Here is a 21504-nt window from a genome sequence, read left to right as displayed (position 1 = left end):
ACCCTTACTAGATAAAATTAACTGCGTGTAAACTGCGTCACTGGCGTTAGTATGGTTATGTTAATGGCAACAGGTGAATGCAAAGCAGATCATCTGAAGAAATAAAAATTAATCTCTCAGAATATATTATTTCTGTTTTTCAGTACCTTTAAGAAATAATAATAATCCCAAAATTTCGTTACGCCAATTCTTTCCTTTCCGGATACCCCTACCTCGCGGACATAATAATCATTCATCAATCAAATCCTCAAAATGCGGACAGTAATTCTGCTGCTGTTTCTGACCATTTACAGCGCCTTTATCTATGCACAGAGTTGTACTACTCCTTATCGTATTGTTGTATTAGGATCTTCTACAGCCGCCGGTACCGGCGCTACTCCCAATCGCGGATGGTAAGCCTTTACACGCAATACCTGAAAGGTATCAACTCAGGTTACCAGGTATATAACCTGGCAGTAGGCAATTATACAACCTACGATATTAATCCGACCGGCTATGTACCTCCGGCATCAAGGCCATCGCCTGATACGGCGCATAATATCACGAAAGCTTTATCATTACAGCCCCATGCCATCATCATCAATCTGCCCACCAACGACGTTGGCCGGGGTTATACATTAGCGGAACAACAGGCCAATTACCAGCGTGTGCTTAATGCTGCAACCGCGCAGGGAGTGAAGGTATGGGTTGCATCAACCCAGCCCCGAAACGATTATTCTGCGCAGATGGTGGCTAATCTGAAAGCAATGCGCGATTGGACCTTTTCCTCTTTCGGAGACAAGTCAATTGATTTCTGGACAGGCATGACGCAGCCAAATGATTCCATTAAACGTGCATATAGTTACGGTGATGGTATCCACCTCAACGATTCGGGGCATTATGTACTTTACACAAGAGTAGTTGCCAGAAATATTCCCCAGGCACTCTGCAATGGCAATCCACCACAGCCGCAGGTACCTGTTGTGCTGAATGCGTTTACGCTTAGTAATAATGCTAATAAGTTCCAGCTGAACTGGAGCACTGCATACGAAAAGAATGTGAGCAGGTTTGTTGTTCAGCGGAGTGCAGATTCTGTCAACTTCAATAGCCTGAGCAATGTCACTGCAACAGGGAATGACAGTACGGGACGATCCTACACTTACCTGGATACTACCCGGCACACGGTCAAACAGTTTTACAGGCTGGATGTTATTGTGGCCGACACACATTATATCTATAGTGGTATCGTGAGGGGCATTCCGCCGCCACCACAGGTACCTGTTGCATTGACGGCGTTTACGGTCAGTAATAATACAAATAAACTGCAGCTGAACTGGAGCACTTCATATGAAAGGAATGTAAGCAGATTCATTGTTCAGCGGAGTGCTGATTCTGTCAACTTCAATAACCTGGTCAATGTTACTCCAACAGGTAATGACAGTACCGGACGATCATATACTTATCTGGATACGACACTGTATAAAGTAAAACAGTTTTACAGGCTTGATGTGATCGTAGCAGATACACATTACATCTACAGCAGTATTGTGAGGGGGATTCCAGATACAAGTTATGGCGCCAACACTTACTTTAATATCACCAATTTCCTGGTGCAGCCTAATAAAGACAAACTGCAATTGTTATGGTATAGCAATAACGAAAAAAGTACCAGGTGGTTTATTGTAGAGAATAGCAGTGATTCATTAAATTGGCTTACTGTAGGTACGCTGGCTGCCGCTGGTAACTATCCCGGCTCACGCTTTTATAATTTTACCGATACCAATACTTACAGGAGCCGGCAGTATTACCGGTTGAACATGGAGACAACGACAGGTCTTCATTTCTTCAGTACCGTTGTAAAAGGTATGCCTGATACTATGTATGCGCAACCTTTCAGAATAGCCAGCTTCAGCGTCGTGTTACAACAGTCTAAGGCTCAGTTAAGGTGGACGACAAGCGCGGAGAAGAATACGAAGAACTTCACGATAGAACGTAGCCTGGATTCCACTATATGGAGTGCCATTGGTACTGTCAATGCCGCCAGCAATTCAACGACAACGCGTTCTTACACCTTCCTGGACCAGGCGGTGCTAACCGGTACGGTCTATTACAGGCTGAATATGCTGACACATGATAACCGGCGGTTCTTCAGTGCGGCAGTGAAGTTTACATTCCCCGGGGCGCTGCGCATGGCGAGTATGCAGGTGGCGGATACGCATGATGCGGTGGAGGGCCAATCTGTGAGGATAGCGCCTAATCCGGTTACAGAAAGTGTCCAGTTACTGGGATTATCAGCCGTGAATCATGACGTGAGGATATTTGATGCTTCCGGGCGACTGATATACTGCAATCCACAGTTCCAGTCGGGCAAGCGTATTGATGCCAGTTCGTGGGCAAGGGGCGTGTATATTGTTATTATAGACGAAGGTAAACGGCGTCTGAAGATCATAAAACAATGACATTCAGGGGGCTTTCTCTTAATGGGAAGGCCCTCTTTTCTTAACGGGCTTAAGCATATAGCTGCTTATCCTGGAATGATAAATTATGATTATGTTAGCAATATTAATAAGAAAGGATGTTTATCTTTATGGCGATGACACGGATAATCCTCTTTATTGCTATTTTGATGTCGGCTATGGTTGTAAAGGCACAGTCGCCTTTGTCTTATGGCGGAATGAATGGCACACGATCTGCCTTAACAGACCCTCATCAAATGACCGATACCAATAACCTTCAGAAGAAGTTGTTTATCACGAAGTATGCTGCTATTTCCACTGGTTTTGTGGCCTTTAAAGGCGGCGGAGGCAGCTTCCTGTCTGTGCCGATGGGATTACAGGTGAACAGGCAACTGACCAATAATGTAATCGCATTTGGAGGCGTGTCGGTTGAACCTTCTCTTTTTAATTTCAATACCCCGCTTTATCAACGTGGAATAGGTAAGAACAATGGTATGATGTATGGCAATAATGGCGGAACGGATGGCAGGAACTTCAGCATTAATCCGGCTGCAAGAATAGGCGTGATGTACATCAGTAACAGTGGTGCATTTTCTATTTCCGGTAGCATCGGTGTAAGCAGAAGTGCCTATAACGGTTATTCACCTTTTTATGCGCCAACTACTTTTTCTACGCTGAGAAACTATCAGCAATAATAATTCCTATACCTTTCTGCACGAGGAATATCCCTGTATTCCCTGAATCGTAAATACCTATGAATTACCAGATCATCAAGGACGTAAATATCCTCAAAGAATTTATTGAATGGCTGCCTGACCTCGAAGAAGGAGAGACTTATTATGTAGGGTTATTGGCAAGAGGCAAGTATGCAGAAGGTGATATCATCAAATCTGACAAGCAGCAACTGAAAAGGTTCACCAGCCGGAAGGAGGACCTGTTTTATAAGATCTGGCAACTGGAATGTCCTGTAGGGGCTTATACGCAGAAAGGTACTCCCATTCCGCAGGAATCACTGGCGATATACGTGATGCCTAATCCGCGTAGTATGTATGATGCTACATTCAGTGGTCTTACTACACTCGCCAAATGTATACAGCACCAGAAGAGAACGCACAATCCTCACCAGGAAGTGATGAATGAGATACAACGATCCAAAAGCAGAAGCTGTTTTGTTGATTTCGATATTGATTATAAAGAGGCCGGCTATGAACAGTTCCTGCGGCCCTGGATAATTGAGCGCGTGGGGAATACAGCTAATGTAAAGATCATCGAGACAAGAGGCGGCTATCACGTGCTGGTTGACCCTTCAACAGTGGAAGAGCCGTTTAAGAAGAACTGGTACCAGGAGCTGGCGAAACATCCGCATACCGATCAAACAGGAGACCTGCTGATACCGGTACCCGGATGTACGCAAGGGGAATTTATACCGAGGTTTGTATAGGGAGGAAGGATTCCCTAATGATTGGGCGATAGGAACCAGCGATCAGCAGCCTGCTGTAGTTCGCTGTAATCCGGGTCTTTATCAGTAGCCCAGGCTACAATTCCATCGGGACGTATGAGGGCCGCGGTCAGCCCCAAGTTGTCTTTTACACTTCCGGAAATATACCTGATCCTATCGCTGCATTTACCTGCCCATGTTTTAAGTGAAGCATTCGTATCAAGATCAAGTAATATCCCGCGACCATCCTGCATGAACTCTCCAAGTTTAGTACTGTCTTCGAACTCAAAATCAGGAATGCTGTGACCTACCAGTGCGTGGTTGCCATTGAGATGATAGTGCGTATGGACACCCCATACTCTTCCAGCCATATATGTAGCGCCGTCTCGTGTATTTATGAGGTCGCGCATAATTGCGTTCAGCGCGCGGGCATGTGGATCCGGCCTCATGATCGCCACCTGTGCTCTTGACCAATCCAGCACCTGTGCACCAATCGGATGCCGTTCAGTAAAATAGCTGTCCAGCAGGCCTTCCGGGGCTTTATTCTGAATCGTAGCAGCGAGCTTCCAGCCAAGATTCATAGCGTCGCCTAATCCGAGGTTGAGGCCCTGGCCTCCTAAAGGGGAATGAATATGGGCGGCATCACCGGCCAGAAGGACCCTTCCATTGCGGTAGGCCGTAGCCTGCCTTGCGCGGTCAGTCCATGTAGTTCCGATATGCAGGGCGTTGATAGTAACGTCGGTGCCCGATATACGGCGTATGAGCGTCTGGATGTGCTCTTGGGTGACCAGTTTCTCTGTACTATGGAATGCCCCGGCATCAAAGTCCTGCATGATCAGATAACCCGGCTGGGATTGGAAGTACATGCCTCCAGGCGTTACGATCCGGCCCTGGCGTAGCTTCTCAGGATCGGCAATGTCAACCAGGGCAGAGTAACCTGTAAATTCAGGCTCTGTACCGGCGAATTCGAAACCGCCTGTTTTGCGAACAACACTGCGGCCGCCGTCGCAACCTACAAGCCATTTGGCTTTAAAGGACTGTCCGCCTGAATAGACGGCCACCTCATCTTCAGTTTGATGAAAGTCAGTAACGGCAAACCCGCGTTTGATTGCTACGCCCAGGGCTTCCGCCCGGCGGGTCAGCACTATTTCAACCTCTTCCAGTTCAGACAATAAACTGGTGTCGGTCGAACCTGGCAGACGGTACTTCCATTGTGAGGTATCGATATTAGCGTGGTGAAACGGGATGCCGGCGAAGTGTCCTCCGAGACGGTGGAGACCTGATGTTGGTTTGGAAGCCGGTGGGCCAAAAGGTGTTTTAAGCCGTTTAGGCACTCCCAGTTCTTCCAGTAACCCGCGACGGTAAAGTGATTCAATTGTAGGGGTAGAAAGACCCCGTATCCCGAAAGGAAGTTGTTTCAATGGTGATTGTGGATGCTCCGCCTTTTCCAGTATGAGGACGGAACATCCGGCCAGCGCCAGTTCACAGGCCAGGAACAGGCCTACCGGGCCTGCGCCCGAGATGATCACATCGTAGATAGAATGATCCTGCGTGGATTTGTTGTTTTCAAATGTCTCTGTCATATAGCATGATTAAGACACAAAATTCCGGAATGCACTTCCATCCGGCTTGTATAAACGCGACAAAATATCTGCTTACAGGTGATAGCCCTCTTTATGTATCCGTGCAAAGGCAGCAGGCGTAGTACCGCTATAGCGCTTGAATTCCCGGCTCAAATGAGATTGATCAGTATAACCCAGGTCATAGGCTAAACCGGCAATATTAGCCTCAGGGTAAAGCCATAGCTGATTCCGTACCTGTTCGAAGCGCATCAGACCAGATACGTCTTTAACCGTATAACCGGAAGATTGTTTGAATTTCCTTTCCAGGGTACGAACCGTAGCATGAGCTGCTGCTGCTACTTCGCCTACGGGGATCGCGCCGTTTGCCTCCCTCATAGCTACTCCCGCTTTGGACAACATACTGTCAATAGCAACCCGCGACCGCACCTGCAGGAAATACTGTTTCAGGTAGGCGAGCGCTTCATCTATCCTGTTAGTATATACTAACCTGTTCAGAACAGGCTGAATTTGGGCAATAGGATGCTCAAATAAGCGTACTCCGTCTTTAGCCGAGGGTAGACCCAACAGATCGAATATCGTCCAGGGAAAGCACCTTATACCGATAATTTCCACGCGACCTTTACCACGTAAGAGAACAGGCTGATTAAGCAACCCCATAATAAACGGCGATTGCAATGGTTGCAGGCCTCCATTGTAGGCAATGCTACAGGTGCTTCCGAAAAGGAAGATAATCTCAGCATGACCGTCTGGCAGTATCTCAAAACCCGATTGCAATTCTCCGAAGTCCCTCTTGTTATACCAAAAGCACTTTATGGTATCCTTTAATTCTTCAGGAGTTTCAAATTCCTGGTGTAACATTTTATTTGTGTCTATTGCTATCAAATGTATTAAAAGATCAGTTTCGCCTGATTAAATACTTTTGCGACTTTCCCTTTTTCTTCGTCAGATAGCTTATTATATTCCAGATTCAGGTGTTCCAGCTTAGACAATGTATATACACTGTCAGGTAGTGTTGTCAGTCCATTGAACGACAGGTCCAGGTATCTTAAATTGGGGAGCTTTTTAAGGCCTTCGAGGTCCTGCAATGTAATACCTCTTCTGGTTAGAACGGAATAGCGCCCATCAGGTTCCAACTGTTTGTTTTTAATAACATCTGCGAGGTGCCCAAACTTTTCAGGTTCTTCTGCTGCCATCTCTTTCCAGATGGCAAGTGTGTCTTCGTCAAAGTATTCTTTCTCTTCCTTGTTTCTATCTATCTGCAGGTGTTCAAGGGAATGGATGTTAAATACTATATTCTTCCATTGACTAAAACATCTGCTGATCACCAGTGTCTTTAATGATCTACATAAACTGAAGTCAGGCAGTGGAGATGCTGTAGCACTGTCTGTCCAGCGTATCTCCTCCAGCAATGGCAGTTGGACGAGTGCTTCCGGTAGTGCCTGGAACATGTTCTTACGCAGATCAAGCTTTCTTAGCTTTTTTAATTTCGTCAGTGCTTCCGGAAATACTGTTGGCTCTTGCGCATCGGGGTAACAGCTGTACATGCCTATTTCTTCCAGGTCGGAAAGGTGTTCAAAGGCCGGGGAGAAATTCATGTTGATATAGTCAATTTTCAGCCGCTGTAGCTTACCCAGTTGACCTATCGTATCCGGTAGTACTGTTAATTCCCTGTTGAGGCTAATATCCAGTACACGGAGGTTCTTCAGATCCCCTATTGCTGCTGATATATTTACCAGTGCACAATCATATAAGTAGAGCTCTTCCAGGTGTTCCAGTTTGCCGATATCGTCGGGAATGGTTTTCAGTTTGTTTTTGGAAAGGGTTAGTTTTCGAAGATTTTGCAATGCTGTCAGGCTTTGTGGAAAGGCCTTAAATTTCTGCTCAGACAGGTCTACTTCAGTTACAGACAGTGGATCTTCTGTTGTCAGTTGTTCCAGTCTTTCGTCAAAAACCTGCCGGGGAGTTTTTGCTCCAGGTTTGAAAGGTGATTTGCCTGCTTTGAGCATGTCTATAAAATCCCAGGCCTCCAGTCTTCCTCCCTTACCCAAAATCTCTGGTACCAGGACTTCAGGGAGATCCTGAGCGGTGAAGTCATATTCAAAGAAGTCGTCGTAGTCACTGTGTTTATTAATTAATACCGCTCCCACAGGGTTTATCTGTGAATGATGATCTGAATTCAGTACATAAGGCACTTTTGTGATGCCTTCAATAGTGATCGTACCGTCATTGTAGTAGCCATAGAAGGCATATTTGATCGTTGCATTACCCGTGATGAGCATACATTCATCGGCACTCTGCAATACATGACATGTTACGTCTCCCAATACCAGTAATGCCGGGCGATATTCGCTGAACACTATATCGCCGTCAACATTCAGATTGCCATTGACTACCACCAGTAGTTCCCCCATTTCGGAAGGGCCTCCTGCTTCCTGCAAAACGCGGGTGACATAGTCGTGATCGAAATGGCCAGGGATGTCGGTGTCACCTTCAAAAAGAAGGATCATTTCATTGTCTATGAGACCAACGGGATCATATTTACTTATCTGGAAACGGTTTTCGGCTTCTTCAGCAGACAGGATCAGGGGCATAGGTGTTTTATATTCAGTTATAAATGGCAATAGGTATTTTTCACATGAATGGATGCAAAGATAGGTAATCACATTGAATTTCTTTGGAAAGAGCGGTTTATTGCAGTTACCTGGTGTTTCAGGTATTTCAATAAACCGCTCTTCCTTCAAAGTTACTTTACTACTGTTACTGCTCCTGTAAACATAAATGTTCCTCCGTCTTCGCACATCGTTTCTATCGCATATACATAACTTCCGATAGGCGCTACCTGGTTCTTCCAGGTGCCATCCCATCCTGCGGTGGCAGTATTGATCTGGAAATGGTTCCTTTCAAATACCAGGCTGCCCCATCTGTCATACACCCGCATTGATACCACTTCTTTTACGCCACGGCCTTTAGGATAAAAATATTCATTCTTACCATCTCTGTTAGGAGAAAAGGCAGTGGGGAAGAATATAGCGCCTTTATCGCAGCCTATCTTTACGAATACATCGTCGGTGGCTTTACAACCGTAAGCGTTCTCCGCTTCGAGGGTGTAGGTCGTAGATAAATTAGGCAGGGCTTCAGGTGTTGGGCAGGTTGCACAATTCAGATATTCTGCGGGAGTCCAGTTCCATTTTACAATATCTGCGCTACCTCTTCCGGTCAGTCTAACAGGTTGACCCGCCATTGCTGTCTGGTCAATTCCGGCGTTAACAGTAGGAACGGGGTTGACTGTTACTACCAGTGAAGTGTCGTGCGTGAAGCAGCCATCAGCATCGCGACCGGTTACTTCGTATGTGTAAGTGCCTGTTGTGTTGAGCGTAGCAAGGGGATACTGACTGTTTACATCATTTATCCCTTGTCCGTTCCAGGTGTAGTTATCAGCGCCAGACACCCATAATGGCAGCACATGTCCTATACACAATCCTGTATCCGGTGTAGCTTGTATTGTGAATGGTTGTACCACACGGAGGCTTACATCGTCAGTATTAATGCAGCCATTGGCATCGGTCACTGTTACCTGGTAGTTTGTACTAATGCCCGGGCTTGCAAGCGGAGAAGGCGCTTTTGGATCACTGAGATTATCAGCGGGCGACCATTGATAAGTGACCCCGCCACTTGCGCTTAACGTGGTACTCTTGCCCAAACACACGAACTCAGATGCTGCAGTTGCATTAACGACAGGTTTGGCTACTATATTGATACTATGATATGCAGTGTCTATACAGCCGTTGGCACTGGTAACGGTGAGGGCTACATTTGCAGGTCCGGCCGTATTGTAGGTCTGGTCGGCAGGTTGTTGTATGTTAGCCGTATTGCCATTAGCAAAGTTCCAGTTCCAGATAATATCACGTGCATCGGTCACATTTCCGGCAAAGCTGACCGGTGTTTCCACACAAGCCTGTGAAGGACCGCTGATGGTCGCTTCGGGTTTAGGGAACACCGGGATCGTTTTACTCACTGTTTGCGTACAACCGTAAGCGGTTGTGGTTGTGAGCGTGAAATTATATTCCTGTGCTTTGTTCAGGTAGAAACGGGGATTGGCGGAAGTATCATTTTCTGCCGAAACACCCGGGTCATATGTCCATTTGTATGTTGCCGGTTTTTTCAGCTGGTCAATGGAGAAGCTGTTGAACTTCGGTGTAAAGGAAACCCAACCCTCATCGCACACAAATTGTGTTGATGGCGTCAATTCTACCTCCAGTTTGTCTATAACAATAGGATCGGGCAGGAAGGCAGTTCCTTTACAGCCTGCCTGATCTGAGAGGATCAGACGTGGGTTATAAATGCCGGGTTCTTTGAAGGTGTGCTTAATGATAGAATCATTCGTTTCACTCACAGTACCATCTGTAAAGTCCCAGGCAAAGTTAACGGCCGATCTAGCGGATACTTTAAATTCGATCTCTTGTGTGAGGCATCCTCCATCGGATGATTTGATAATAGTGCCGTATGGCCCTTTTACCTCTACTTCCTGTTCATATGTGTCTTCATTGCCGGCTTCACCGATGGCTCTCAGTTTCACTTTATACTTACCGGCGTCGTTGTAAGTATGGGAAGGATCATCAATGGTAGAGAAGCTGCCATCACCAAAATCCCAATACGAGCGCTTATAGTTAAGAGATGTATTGGTGAACTTTGCTATCACCGGCGGACATGTACTATTATTCACGAAAGAAGTGCTGACTTTAAAGGCTGCGTTAACGGTAGATACCTTGATCTGTTTCTGAGCACTATCCGTACAGCCGTTATTGTCTTTCACCAGTAACGTTACCGTATACAAACCTTTAACAGGATAGGTTTTGGTCGGGCTTTTCTCTGTAGAGGTAGTATTATCTCCGAAGTCCCACAGGTAAGCAGGTGAACCGCCTGTTTCAGTTGTATAGTTAGTGAACCGCACGGTACCACCCGGTGGTATCAGTAACGCGCTGGGCACAAAGTCTGCATTAGGGCCATTCACCTGCAGGATAGGTCCGGCCGCCGTGCTGGTACATCCATCCTGATCTGTAACGGTTAGCTTCGGTGCGTAAAAACCAGACTTGGCATATGTGTATTTGAAAGGAGGTGAAGTAAATTCTTTCGCAGGGGATCCGTCACCAAAATTCCATGACCATGTTCTTATCGGCTTGCCTTTGGAAATATTTGTCCTGTCAGTAAAAGTAAGCTCTGCACCACGGCATTCAGGAACAGCGGGAATGAGGAATTTAGCTATTGGTCCGTGTACATTCACAACAATCCTATTGCTGGTATCAGGGCATCCCTGGAGATTATACGCTGTGAAGCGGATAGCGTTGGCGCCGGGCTGCAGGTTGGTGAAAGTAGTGTGCTCGTAATCATTGATGTTTCCGATAGGCGGGGTACTATCGGATGAGGTCCACTTATATGACCAGACATCTACGCCATAGATGTCTTTGTTGAGATCTGTTACGCTGGCTTTGAGCGTGTCACTACCACACAGTGTTGTTTTGTCTGTGGTGATGGTAATGGGTGAAGGCGCGTATACGTTGACGTTTATAGAGTCAGTACTGCTACAGGTCCCGTTTGAGACGGTCAGCTTTACATTGTAACCGCCGGATTTGCTGTACTTGTGTTTAACGATGCTTGTTTTAGTTGTGTATGTGTCTTTCTTTCCGTCTCCCCAGCTCCATTCCCAGCTGGTGATATTGCCAAGCGACTTTTCATCAAAGCTGATCTCTGTGCGGTTGTTACAGTCAATGGGCCGCATGCTGAAGCGGGCGAAAGGATTGACTGCTGTGATATATGCTACTTTCGTAACCTTTTCACGGCAGCCTTTATTTGAGACTGTTAATGATACTGTATACGTACCGGGGGTTCTGTAACTATGCTGCGTGTTCTGTCCGGAACCTGGTGAAGAGTTGTCTCCGAAGTTCCAGGCCCATAAGTTACCTACATCTGTTGTGCCGTTGAAATGCACCATGTTGTTACCACAGATCTGCGGCGCTTCCGGAGATGAGAAATCAGGGTGAGGTTTTTTATAAACGTGAATACTTTCGTAGGATGTCAGCTTTACTGTTCCTTTACAGCCATTCATGGTTGCATAGGTAAGTGTAACAGGGTATGTGCCTTCGTCGTTATATGTATGAGACGGAGTCGCGGCAGCCGATGCAGGGCTGCCATCGCCAAAATTCCACTCATAGCTGACAATAGAATCGCCTGCGCTGATGTTTGCACGGAATGAGGCGGTCATCCCTACGCAGCCTTCCACTATGTTGGCGTATGTGAGGACTTCCGGTTTCACCAGGTTGACATAATGTTCTACGGCGCTTGAGCAGCCGTTTGTGCTGCCAACTGTAAGTTTGATATTAAAAGATCCCAGGCTGTTATAGATAACAGATGGGTTTTGCTGCGTTGATGATTGACCGTTCCCGAAATCCCAGTTCCACTTGTTAGCTCCCTGTGATCTGTCGGTCAGCTTTACTGTAACAGGGGCATCGCAGATGGGTTTTATCTCACTAGCGAAGTCAGCCTGTGGGGCAGCTATCACTACAATATTTTTGGTCACTGTTTCCTGGCATTTTCCATAGTCGGCTATCATGGTCACTTTTACGGTGCCTGTGCCGGCAGGGGTGTAAGTGGCGGTAACGCCATCCGTTGTGACGGTGCCTTTGTCGACACTCCAGGTAAGTCTGTCGGCCCTGGGTGTATTGGCAGGAGTGAATGTGGCGGTGCTGTTCTCACAGACGTTGGCCGGCAGCTGAAAATCCGATCTTAAACTGGCTACATTAATATCTTCTGATGTTTTGGTGGCAGTACATCCCTTATCGCTGGTGACATTGAGTTTTATCTTGTACGTTCCTTTGGCAGCATATGTATGCGGACCAGGGTTGACACCTGTAGCTGTTCCGCCATCGCCGAAGTCCCATGAATAGGAAAGGTTGCCGGGACCGGTGGTTGTATTTTTAATGGTCAGTGTACCGGGCGCGGCACACAGGAATTCATCAGATACCTCAAAATTTGGTTTTAATGCTGCTGAGACCTGTACAAGGTTACTGATCCGTTTGGAGGCCGTACAGCCGTTGCTATTAGTAACGGTGAGGGTAACAGTAGGGGACAGTACATCGTTGTACGTATGCCTGGGGTTACTGCCGGAGCCTATGGCGCCATCACCAAAGTCCCAGGTATAAGTGTTAATGACGCCGTTTACGGGGTTTGATCTATCCGTGAAGGTCACCTCCAGCGGCATACAACCTGAAGCGGGGCTGGCGGCAAAATCCGGTTTAGGTTTTTCCCAGACAGTAACTGTCTTCGTTACAGTACTGGTATTCCCTGCTGCGTTTTTCACTGTCAGCGTTACATTGTAGGTGCCTGGAGAAGTGTAGGCTGCACTGGGGCTTTGATCTGTAGAAGTGAAGCCGTTACCCAGGTTCCATTGCCAGGAAACGGGGTTACCGGTAGATCCGTCTACGAATTTGGTGATCAGGCTTTCGCAGTCGCTGGTCTTACTAGGAGTAAAGTCTGCCTTTACTTGTGCATTAACTCTAACATTCAATAGCAGTACAACCCAAAGTAGAACAGAGGTACATGCAAGGCCTGAGGTCGCCTTGGTTTTTAAGGACATAGCAATATGGTTCTAACCTGAAAATAAGCAAATTCCTGCTAATGATCATAGCACGCAAGTGTTACACTATGAATGAGTTAGGGGTGGTGTGCCCGTTATGTTGGAATGGTAGAGTATGCTATAGGGTTAGATAGCTGATTGTGTGTTTTCAAAAGATAATGTTATTATCATATTCTAAATGATTGTTAGGTATTCAGGGGATAACTTTTTTTATTTTTTTAGGATCAAATGAATTGGGGAGGAGGAAAATGGCTTTGTAATCGTTGTTTGCATCGCCGGATTTTATTACTTTACCACTACTGCATACATAAACGTTAGCACCTGTGTTTCCCGAATGTACAATTATGAACTACCAGAAAGAACAACTCACATCATACTAAGACCATGAAATCAGTACTCTTAATTCTCACGTTCCTATGCCAAAGCATCGCCTCTGCACAAACGACGGCAAAACAAACCACAAAATATGTCGGTCAGGATCCACCAGGTAAGACACCGGTTAAATTTGCTTTTGGTGTTGTATCAGTGGCTGGCCAGCATGAATTCGGTTCAATATTTTCAGGTGATGGGAATGAATGCTATTATGCCGTTGACGAAGGCGGGAAGGCAGAGATCAGGTATATGAAGCTAACTGACGGGCTGTGGAGCTGGCCTGTGCCAATACTCTCCGATGATACATTCAGTTACAATGACCCGATGTTATCTCCTGATGAGCGTAAGCTGTTTTTCATATCTGACAAGCCGCTGGACGGATCAGGAAAAAAGAAGGACTACGACATCTGGTATGTAGAGAAAAAGGAGGATGGCTGGTCTGCACCTATCAATGCAGGCGCAATGATCAATTCCGACAAACATGAATACTATGTTTCTTTCTCAAAGAGCGGAACAATGTATTTTTCGTCCAATCGGAATGCTGATACAAAGAGAACGGACAACTTTGACATTTATGCTTCGGTTGCTGCAGAAAGGGGATTTCAGCGGCCGGTTCCTCTGGGAGATTCTATCAATACTAAAGAATATGAAGCTGATGTGTTTGTGGCAGGTGATGAATCTTACCTGATCTTTTGTGCAACACGTCCTGATGGATATGGTGCAGGCGATCTTTATATAAGTTTCAAAAAGCCGGATGGCGCATGGACAAAAGCAAAGAACATGGGAGACGTGATCAATACGCCCGGGCATGAATTATGCCCTTTTGTGACGGCGGACGGGAAATATTTCTTTTATACCAGTAAACGGGACATCTATTGGGTGGATGCCAAAATAATAGACGATTTAAGAGAGTAAGATACCAGGCATTTAGCAACCCGTTGGGGCCAGTCGGTTAACTGGCCCGCTTCAGGGTGAGTACTGTTATTTCAGGCCATATGCCAATTCTGCCTTTTAAGCCATGGAAACCGAAGCCCCTGTTAACGTAGAGGTATTTACCTTTTTGTTTGTAAAGGCCTGCCCATTGTTTGTAGAAATACTTTATCGGGCTCCATTTAAAACCGAACAGCTCAATTCCGAATTGCATGCCGTGCGTATGTCCGGCTAAAGTAAGATGCACGTGCTGGTCATGATCTACCGTTACTTCATCCCAGTGCGACGGATCATGTGACATCAGTATTTTGAACGCGTTGTCGTGAACCCTGGCGGTTGCCTTTTTGAGATCGCCATATTGGTGGAAGCCGCCTTTGCCCCAGTTCTCAACGCCAATGAGGGCAACGTGTTCTCCCTGCTTCTTTATTTCTACCGCTTCATTAAGTAATAGTTTGAAGCCTGTTTCTGCATGGACGTCCTTTAAGCGGTTAAGATTGGCCTCTTTAGCGGCATTAGTTTCCCACTTGATATAATCGCCATAGTCGTGGTTGCCCAGCACAGAATATTTTCCATAAGGCGCTTTCAGTTTCGTAAACATCGGGATCCACTGGTCCATTTCTGAAGCCATATTGTTGACAAGGTCTCCTGTAAATAGCAGCAGATCGCTGTTCTGTGCATTTACGAGATCCAGGCCTTTTTGGACGCTTTTTGCGTCACTAAAGCTCCCGGAGTGTACGTCAGAGATCTGCGTGATCGTGAAGCCGTCAAACGCCTCGGGAAGGTCGGGAAAATGGATCGTTTCTTTTCTTATCCTGTAAAAGTGCTTGCCACGTGTTACGCCGAAAACGATCATGAGGAAGATCAGACCGGCCACTGCAAGTGTTACTTCACTTACGTAAAAGCTTCGTGGAGGGAAGCCCCGGAATAAGCGAAATACATCTTCGGCCATCAGGATGAGTGAAGAGAATATTTTCGGAATGAAAACCAGTAACATAGCAGTCATCAGCAGCGGAAGGACCTGCTGTACCTTTTTACCTGACCGGAGCATGGATATTGTTATTATTATTCCGGATATCAATAAGATGTCAACAAACCAATAGCTTAGATGCAGCTCCGGATTTTGCGTAAGTGTAGTGACAGCCTGGAAGAAATAAACATCGCCTACCAAAAAAATTAATAATATCAAAGACAGCCTTTTAGCCATACGAATAGAAATATGTTTAAATCAGTAGACGAAGGAAAGACGGAAATATTTTAATTAAATGGAAAAAATGTGATATTTATGGCTGGGGATGGCACCCGGCCTTACCAGTCCGGTGATTTGAGGTATCTACCTTAATAATGAGCATGAATATATACATGCGCAACCTTACCTTTAAGATCGAACCAAAATACTCAAGCATCAGGATTTGACTATGAACAAATTACTTTTAACGGCATCTTTTGTCGTTGTGGCCTGCAGGCTTAATGCACAGCAGGCTGTTTCCGTTGAGGATTACCGCTTTGCAGAAAGCAGGCTTCTTTACAATACTTCTCCTTTAGTAGACAATAACGCAGTCTCTCCCGAATGGCTGGAAGACGGCCGCTTCTGGTACCGGGTGCTTACCGCCCGTGGCAGCGAATTTATACTGGTCAATCCGGCCAAAGGTACCCGTGGCGCAGCCTTCAATCAGGATAAACTCTCGGCGTCATTGTCTAAAGCTGCTGGTCAGAGCTATAAACCCTATGCCTTGCCGTTTCATTCTTTCAGGTTTGTGAATGGTAATAAAAGCATAGCATTCAATGCAGCAGGTAGTGAATGGACTTGTGACTTACAGTCTTATCAATGCCAGAAAACCGGTGAGCAGGCATCTGGATCCGGTGGTGGAAAAAGTCATAAAGAAAGCGGCGTGATCTCTCCTGACGGCAAGCTCATTGCTTTTATAAAAGACTACAACCTGTGGGTGCGGGAGCTCCCCAATGGCCCTGAACGGGCGTTGACTACCGATGGTGTTAAAGATTTCGGTTATGCTACTGACAATGCCGGTTGGAAGAGTACCGACGGACCTGTATTACGCTGGTCGCACGATTCCCGTAAGATAGCCACTTTCAAACAGGACCAACGTGAGGTGAGCGACATGTATCTTGTTACTACCAATATAGGTAAGCCGACACTGAAGGCGTGGAAGTATCCACTGGCGGGTGATGCTGTTATTGCGATGATCCACCGTGTTATTATCGATGTAAAGGATGCAAAGGTTATTCCTTTACAGGTAGCGGCTGATGCGCACCGCGGAACACTGAGCGACGATATCTCTTCCAGCGGCACTTTCGACGATGTGGACTGGAGTGACGATAATACCGAACTGGCATTTGTATCTACTTCACGCAATCACAAGGAGGAGAAGTTCCGTATCGCTAATGCTGTTACCGGTGCTGTTCGCGAAGTTTTCGAAGAAAAGGTGGCCACACAATATGAATCGGGGCAGGATGCTATTAACTGGCATTATCTGAAGAAAACAAATGAAATCATCTGGTATAGCGAACGTGACGACTGGGGACATCTGTATCTGTATGATGCTGCTACCGGAGGTTTAAAGCATCAGATCACTAAAGGGAGATGGCTTGTTACCAGCGTTGAACGGGTTGATGAGAAGAACAGGGTGATCTTTTTCAATGCCTGTGGACTTGACGCACGTAATCCTTATTTCAGCCATTTCTGCAGGGTGAATTTCGACGGTAGTGGTTTTTCTGATCTTACCCCTGAAGCGGGTAATCATAAGCTGACCTTCTCACCGGATGGCCAATACTTTATCGACAGCTATTCACAGCCAGATATCCCTGTTACGACTGTATTACGCAACAGGCAGGGTAAACAACTGGTTGGTTTAGAGAAGGCGGATATTACGCGCCTCAAAGCCACAGGATGGAAAGCACCGACGCCTTTTTCTGTGAAAGCACATGACGGTAAAACTGATATTTATGGTTTACTGTTTACGCCCACGCACCTTGATAACAAGAAGAAATATCCTATTATAGATTATATATACCCAGGCCCACAGGGTGGAGGTGTGCGTGACTGGTCATTCCTGGCGGGCCGTCTGGACCATCAGGCACTTGCAGAGCTGGGATTCGTAGTGATGGTGCTGGAAGGTACCAGTAATCCATTGCGCAGCAAAAGCTACCATGATATGAACTATGGTAACATGGCAGAAAATACATTGCCTGATCAGATCACCGGTATCCGTCAGCTGGCGGCGCGCTATGCATATATTGATACCAGCCGTGTCGGTATATGGGGACATTCGGGAGGTGGTTTCGCTACTGCCGCTGCTATGTTCCGTTTCCCTGACTTCTTCAAGGTAGGCATTGCAGAATCGGGCAATCATGAAAATCGTAACTATGAAGACGATTGGGGCGAGCGTTATAATGGTCTTACTTCAGAAGCCGATTACGCCAAACAAGCGAACCCGCTTTACGCAGGTAACCTGAAAGGAAAGCTGTTGCTGGCTCACGGTTTGATGGATGATAACGTACCTCCTTATAACACTTTTCTGGTGGTTGACGCTTTAACAAAGGCAAATAAGGATTATGATCTGATCGTATTCCCGCAAGCCAGGCATGGATTTGCGGCAGATGCTCCTTATATGATGCGTCGCCGTTGGGATTATTTTGTGCGCAACCTGCTACATGCAGAGCCGCCAAAGGAATATCAGCTGGTGAATAAACCTGATCCAAGAAATTAATGATGATAGAATGTAAAAAAGCCAGTGCCTGGAAAGGCACTGGCTTTTTTATTTTATTCTGTACTTGTTTTTATTGTTTAATGATCTTCGTCATACTTACATCTTTTGCTCCATTCTTAATCCTTACCATATAGACACCTGCAGGTAATGCAGAGATATCGAGTTGTGTGTTAACCGCATTCATTTCACGACGCAGTACCACACGGCCGCTTACATCGAATATGCTCACCTCTGATTTTCCTTTGAATCCTGTGAGGTTGATATTCACCAGGTCTTTGGCAGGGTTCGGGAATACGATCACTTTTTGTGCTTCGGTGGTGATAGCTTCTTCAGCGTTACGGCTGGCAGTACCTAATTGTACACGTAATGTATAACAAGAGGTAGAACTATTGGCGCCATTGTAACCAAACACCTGTGCATAATAAGTGCCCGGATTAACGGTCCTGGTAATCGTTTCATTGCTTGTGCCGCCTAACTGGGAAATAGCAACCTGGTTACCTGCGCTGTTCAGCAGTTTCAGGTCATAGTCGCCAGGCAGTGTGCGCAATGTGATAGTAATACTGCCACGGGAGCTGATTACGAACTTATAATGATCGATATCGCCGCTTGGTGTGATGAGACCTGTAACATCGGTATTAAATGGAATGGTTGCAGCGCCACCAGTTGTACCATTGGTTGAATTATCCAATGTATTTGCACAGGTCGTAGTCAGGGTAGTGAATTGTGCTGTAGCATATGCACCGTTACCACCTGAACAAGTAGCTCTTACTCTCCAGTCATATAATGTACCAGATGTTAATCCGCTTAAAGTAGCCGATGTAGAACCGGTACCTGTTACAGCATTGGTCCATGTTGATGATGAATTAGCTTTGTAGTCCACATCGTAACTCAATGCACCGCTTACGGCTGTCCAGCTGACGCTGGCACCTGCAGTTGTTACAGTAGTGCTGTTTAAGCCGGTTGGCGTACCGCAGGTTACCAGTGGAGTGGTTGTAAACTGTGAAGCTGAATAAGTACTGCTGCCACTGCTGCAATTAGTTCTTACCCTGTAATCGTAAGTAGTGCCGGACGTAAGACCTGTTAAGCCCACAGAAACAGCTGTTGTAGCTGTTGCAGCATTGATCCAGGTTGAAGATGTAGTTGACTTATAATCTACATCATATGATACTGCGCCACTTACTGGTGTCCATCCAACTGTAGCAGATGTAGTGGTGATTGCAGAAGCGGTCAGACCTGCCGGAGAAGCACAGGAAGAGCCGGATGTGATGGTGAAGTTAGCATTGGAAATATCAAAGAAAATATTTCCTACAGCTTCCACTTTTATTCTTGCTGTGGTAGTGGCTGTATTCGGAATGGTTACCGCTTCGCTACCATCATTAGGGGTGCTTGCCACTAATGTGCTGAATGTATTACCACCATCTGTAGAGATGGAGATTTTTACATTGGCACAACTAACTGGTGAAGCGGTTGTGTTAGCTACGCTCCATGTGATTGTTTGAGATGAATTACCGGCCCAGGTTACACCTGTGTTAGGAGCAGTTACTGCGAAAGGACCAGAAGAACTGCTGACAGTTACTATCATATCAGCAAAATTGGTCTGACCGATACTTACAGGTGCTGTAGAACTATAAGGAGCATTATCCCTTACGGTTAAGCGGAAGTTCAAAGTCCTGGCAACGGAGCTCAATGCCTCTGTATTAGCTACAGCATCTCCTCCGGGTAATGGACCGGATACTAAGCCACCTGCAAGTATGGTGGCCAGTTTAGGGAAGTACCTTGTTGGTGATGTAGTAGGGGCATATGATATCCAGTTAGGACCGGTTGTTTTGGTAGGGCTGGCGACACTACTGTTTCCTGTTTGTGATGATGTAGCATTATCTCTTTGCTCCCAGCAATAAGTCAGCACATCGCCTGCATTGGCATCAGTAGCTGAACCTGTGAGAGCAAACGGGGTGCTGATAGGAATAGTAAAGTTACCACCGGCATTGACAACAGGTGTTGCGTTATTGCCGGATATAACGGTGGTTACCGGACAGGTCTTTCCTGACAGATTAGATTGGATCTGTCCAATGGAAGCTGCATGAAAAATGTCAATGGAATGTGGCGCCAGGTCCTGGCTGGTGATACCTGCATAACCCATGATAGTGATACCTGAACCAGGTTCCACATTTACGCCTGTACCTTCGTTGCCCATAGAGAAGGTATGATTAGCACCTAACTGATGGCCTACTTCATGCACGACATAGTCGATATCGAAATTATCGCCCTGTGGAATCGCATCGGCAGGGGAAGTGAAGCCACTTCCTTTCTGATTGTTGACGCAGATACAACCTATACAACCAGCGTTACCGCCGCCGCCGGATGCACCGAACAGGTGACCGATGTCATAGTTCGCCTCACCGATAGAATCTGTCAACGTATTCTGTAACTCGCCGTTCCATGCTCCACCGGCACCTTGATTGGCAGCAGAATATGGATCTGATGAAGGATTGAAAAAGATCACTTTGGTGCTTGCCGCGATCAGGTTAAGATGGATGGCCAGGTCCTTTTCATAAACACCATTGGAACGTGTAAGCGTGGCATTGATAGCTGCCAGCACCAATGAGATCTGAGAAGGGCTTGTAGCGCCGAAGTAATTCGAGTATTCAGCAGTAACCGATTGGGCCAGCCGCAGTGTTTTCATATCGCCGGTTGATCTGGCATTCACGTCAGGCAACTGCCTGGCAATATCGGTTGCCAGTTTTTGTTCCGGTGTAGAACACTTCCATGGTAAGGTTTTCGGTTGTTTTTTGAATACCGTGTAAACAGTGTGGTCGGCAGAATAAGGTTCAATGAATTCATTTTCCTTTCCTGTACGGAAGACCATTGATTGTATTCCCTGTGGGGAAACGCTCAACTTTAATGTGGCATGTTTGTCGGTGATACCTTTTCCGGAGAATGATCTTATTTCCGGAAATTTAGCCTGTAATGCAGGCTCGAAATTAGATGCTTCTACGATTTCGAATTGTTCGATCTGTCCGTCTGCATTAGGCAGAGAAATAACTGTATGTGCTGATGTATTGCCTACAGCTCTGAATACTTCGTTCCTTAAAGGGGCAAGATTAAGGTCGAACAATTTGAAGTTAGCAGGGAATGCAAGCCGGGCTACAGCTTTGTCGGTGGTGATCCTGGCGGCGTCTGTGTGCGGCCTCCAGTAATCCTGCGCATACGACATTGTACTGCATAGCAATGCAGTGACAAATAGTAAAACTTTGCTCATGTGTGGTTTAGATTAATGGTGAAATCTAGGGTTATCTGTATAAATGTAGTTTAATTCCCTGCGATTGTAATTATATCGGGGCATGATATGAAGATGATAGAGGTTGTGAAAAATTGATCCGACAGTTTATAT

General features: G+C 46.2%; 12 protein-coding genes. 6 read left to right on the top strand and 6 right to left on the bottom strand.

Going from position 1 to position 21504, the window contains the following annotated elements:
• Nucleotides 1–252: 252 nt before the first annotated feature.
• From C7475_RS33075 to C7475_RS28095, 4 genes are all read left to right on the top strand, one after another.
• Nucleotides 253–396 carry a hypothetical protein gene (locus C7475_RS33075; RefSeq protein ID WP_158286640.1) on the top strand — a complete coding sequence of 48 codons (144 nt, stop codon included), beginning with the start codon at nt 253–255 and terminating at the stop codon, nt 394–396.
• Complete coding sequence (locus tag C7475_RS28105) at nt 390–2438, top strand: SGNH/GDSL hydrolase family protein (RefSeq protein WP_110056760.1); 2049 nt, start codon at nt 390–392, stop codon at nt 2436–2438. The genes C7475_RS33075 and C7475_RS28105 overlap by 7 nt, the downstream gene beginning before the upstream one ends.
• Before the next feature lie 134 nt (nt 2439–2572).
• Nucleotides 2573–3130, top strand: coding sequence for a hypothetical protein (locus C7475_RS28100; protein ID WP_146217684.1), 558 nt, complete (start codon nt 2573–2575; stop codon nt 3128–3130).
• Between the two features lie 59 nt (nt 3131–3189).
• Complete coding sequence (locus C7475_RS28095; RefSeq protein WP_110056758.1) at nt 3190–3876, top strand: hypothetical protein; 687 nt, start codon at nt 3190–3192, stop codon at nt 3874–3876.
• Between the two features lie 14 nt (nt 3877–3890).
• Here the strand turns inward: C7475_RS28095 and C7475_RS28090 are convergent, their stop codons facing one another.
• From C7475_RS28090 to C7475_RS28075, 4 genes are all read right to left on the bottom strand, one after another.
• Complete coding sequence (locus C7475_RS28090; protein ID WP_110056757.1) at nt 3891–5456, bottom strand: FAD-dependent monooxygenase; 1566 nt, start codon at nt 5454–5456, stop codon at nt 3891–3893.
• Between the two features lie 72 nt (nt 5457–5528).
• A complete protein-coding gene (locus C7475_RS28085) occupies nt 5529–6314 on the bottom strand; it encodes an AraC family transcriptional regulator (protein ID WP_110056756.1) in 786 nt (261 codons plus the stop codon).
• A 29-nt stretch (nt 6315–6343) separates the two neighbouring features.
• Nucleotides 6344–8047 (bottom strand): leucine-rich repeat domain-containing protein, encoded by a 1704-nt coding sequence (locus C7475_RS28080; RefSeq protein ID WP_158286639.1) that lies wholly within the window; start codon nt 8045–8047, stop codon nt 6344–6346.
• A gap of 152 nt (nt 8048–8199) precedes the next feature.
• On the bottom strand, nt 8200–13086 hold the full coding sequence (locus C7475_RS28075) for a PKD domain-containing protein (RefSeq protein ID WP_110056754.1): 4887 nt from the start codon (nt 13084–13086) through the stop codon (nt 8200–8202).
• Nucleotides 13087–13470: 384 nt separating this feature from the next.
• On the opposite strand from C7475_RS28075, the gene C7475_RS28070 reads away from it, so the two are divergent.
• Nucleotides 13471–14373, top strand: coding sequence for a PD40 domain-containing protein (locus C7475_RS28070; RefSeq protein WP_110056753.1), 903 nt, complete (start codon nt 13471–13473; stop codon nt 14371–14373).
• 37 nt (nt 14374–14410) lie between these two features.
• Here the strand turns inward: C7475_RS28070 and C7475_RS28065 are convergent, their stop codons facing one another.
• A complete protein-coding gene (locus C7475_RS28065) occupies nt 14411–15574 on the bottom strand; it encodes a metallophosphoesterase (RefSeq protein WP_233259988.1) in 1164 nt (387 codons plus the stop codon).
• Nucleotides 15575–15803: 229 nt separating this feature from the next.
• Here C7475_RS28065 and C7475_RS28060 point away from each other — a divergent pair, with 229 nt between their 5' ends.
• A complete protein-coding gene (locus C7475_RS28060) occupies nt 15804–18113 on the top strand; it encodes a DPP IV N-terminal domain-containing protein (protein ID WP_110056751.1) in 2310 nt (769 codons plus the stop codon).
• 70 nt (nt 18114–18183) lie between these two features.
• On the opposite strand, the gene C7475_RS28055 is transcribed toward C7475_RS28060, so the two are convergent.
• The gene (locus C7475_RS28055) at nt 18184–21372 is read right to left on the bottom strand and encodes a reprolysin-like metallopeptidase (protein ID WP_110056750.1); all 3189 of its coding nucleotides are present in this window, start codon (nt 21370–21372) and stop codon (nt 18184–18186) included.
• Between the last annotated feature and the right edge of the window lie 132 nt (nt 21373–21504).

The sequence above is a fragment of the Chitinophaga sp. S165 genome (genome assembly GCF_003182155.1).
Lineage (GTDB): Bacteria > Bacteroidota > Bacteroidia > Chitinophagales > Chitinophagaceae > Chitinophaga.
Note: the sequence above shows the minus strand (reverse complement) of the source record. Positions and strands in the feature narration are given on the sequence as shown.

What these genes read in the sequence shown, in the direction of transcription:
- C7475_RS33075 (WP_158286640.1), top strand. Translation starts at nt 253, where the DNA reads ATGCGGACAGTAATTCTGCTGCTGTTTCTGACCATTTACAGCGCCTTT.
- C7475_RS28090 (WP_110056757.1), bottom strand. Translation starts at nt 5,456, where the DNA reads ATGACAGAGACATTTGAAAACAACAAATCCACGCAGGATCATTCTATC.
- C7475_RS28100 (WP_146217684.1), top strand. Translation starts at nt 2,573, where the DNA reads ATGACACGGATAATCCTCTTTATTGCTATTTTGATGTCGGCTATGGTT.
- C7475_RS28075 (WP_110056754.1), bottom strand. Translation starts at nt 13,086, where the DNA reads ATGTCCTTAAAAACCAAGGCGACCTCAGGCCTTGCATGTACCTCTGTT.
- C7475_RS28060 (WP_110056751.1), top strand. Translation starts at nt 15,804, where the DNA reads ATGAACAAATTACTTTTAACGGCATCTTTTGTCGTTGTGGCCTGCAGG.
- C7475_RS28080 (WP_158286639.1), bottom strand. Translation starts at nt 8,047, where the DNA reads ATGCCCCTGATCCTGTCTGCTGAAGAAGCCGAAAACCGTTTCCAGATA.
- C7475_RS28095 (WP_110056758.1), top strand. Translation starts at nt 3,190, where the DNA reads ATGAATTACCAGATCATCAAGGACGTAAATATCCTCAAAGAATTTATT.
- C7475_RS28105 (WP_110056760.1), top strand. Translation starts at nt 390, where the DNA reads ATGGTAAGCCTTTACACGCAATACCTGAAAGGTATCAACTCAGGTTAC.
- C7475_RS28085 (WP_110056756.1), bottom strand. Translation starts at nt 6,314, where the DNA reads ATGTTACACCAGGAATTTGAAACTCCTGAAGAATTAAAGGATACCATA.
- C7475_RS28070 (WP_110056753.1), top strand. Translation starts at nt 13,471, where the DNA reads ATGAAATCAGTACTCTTAATTCTCACGTTCCTATGCCAAAGCATCGCC.
- C7475_RS28055 (WP_110056750.1), bottom strand. Translation starts at nt 21,372, where the DNA reads ATGAGCAAAGTTTTACTATTTGTCACTGCATTGCTATGCAGTACAATG.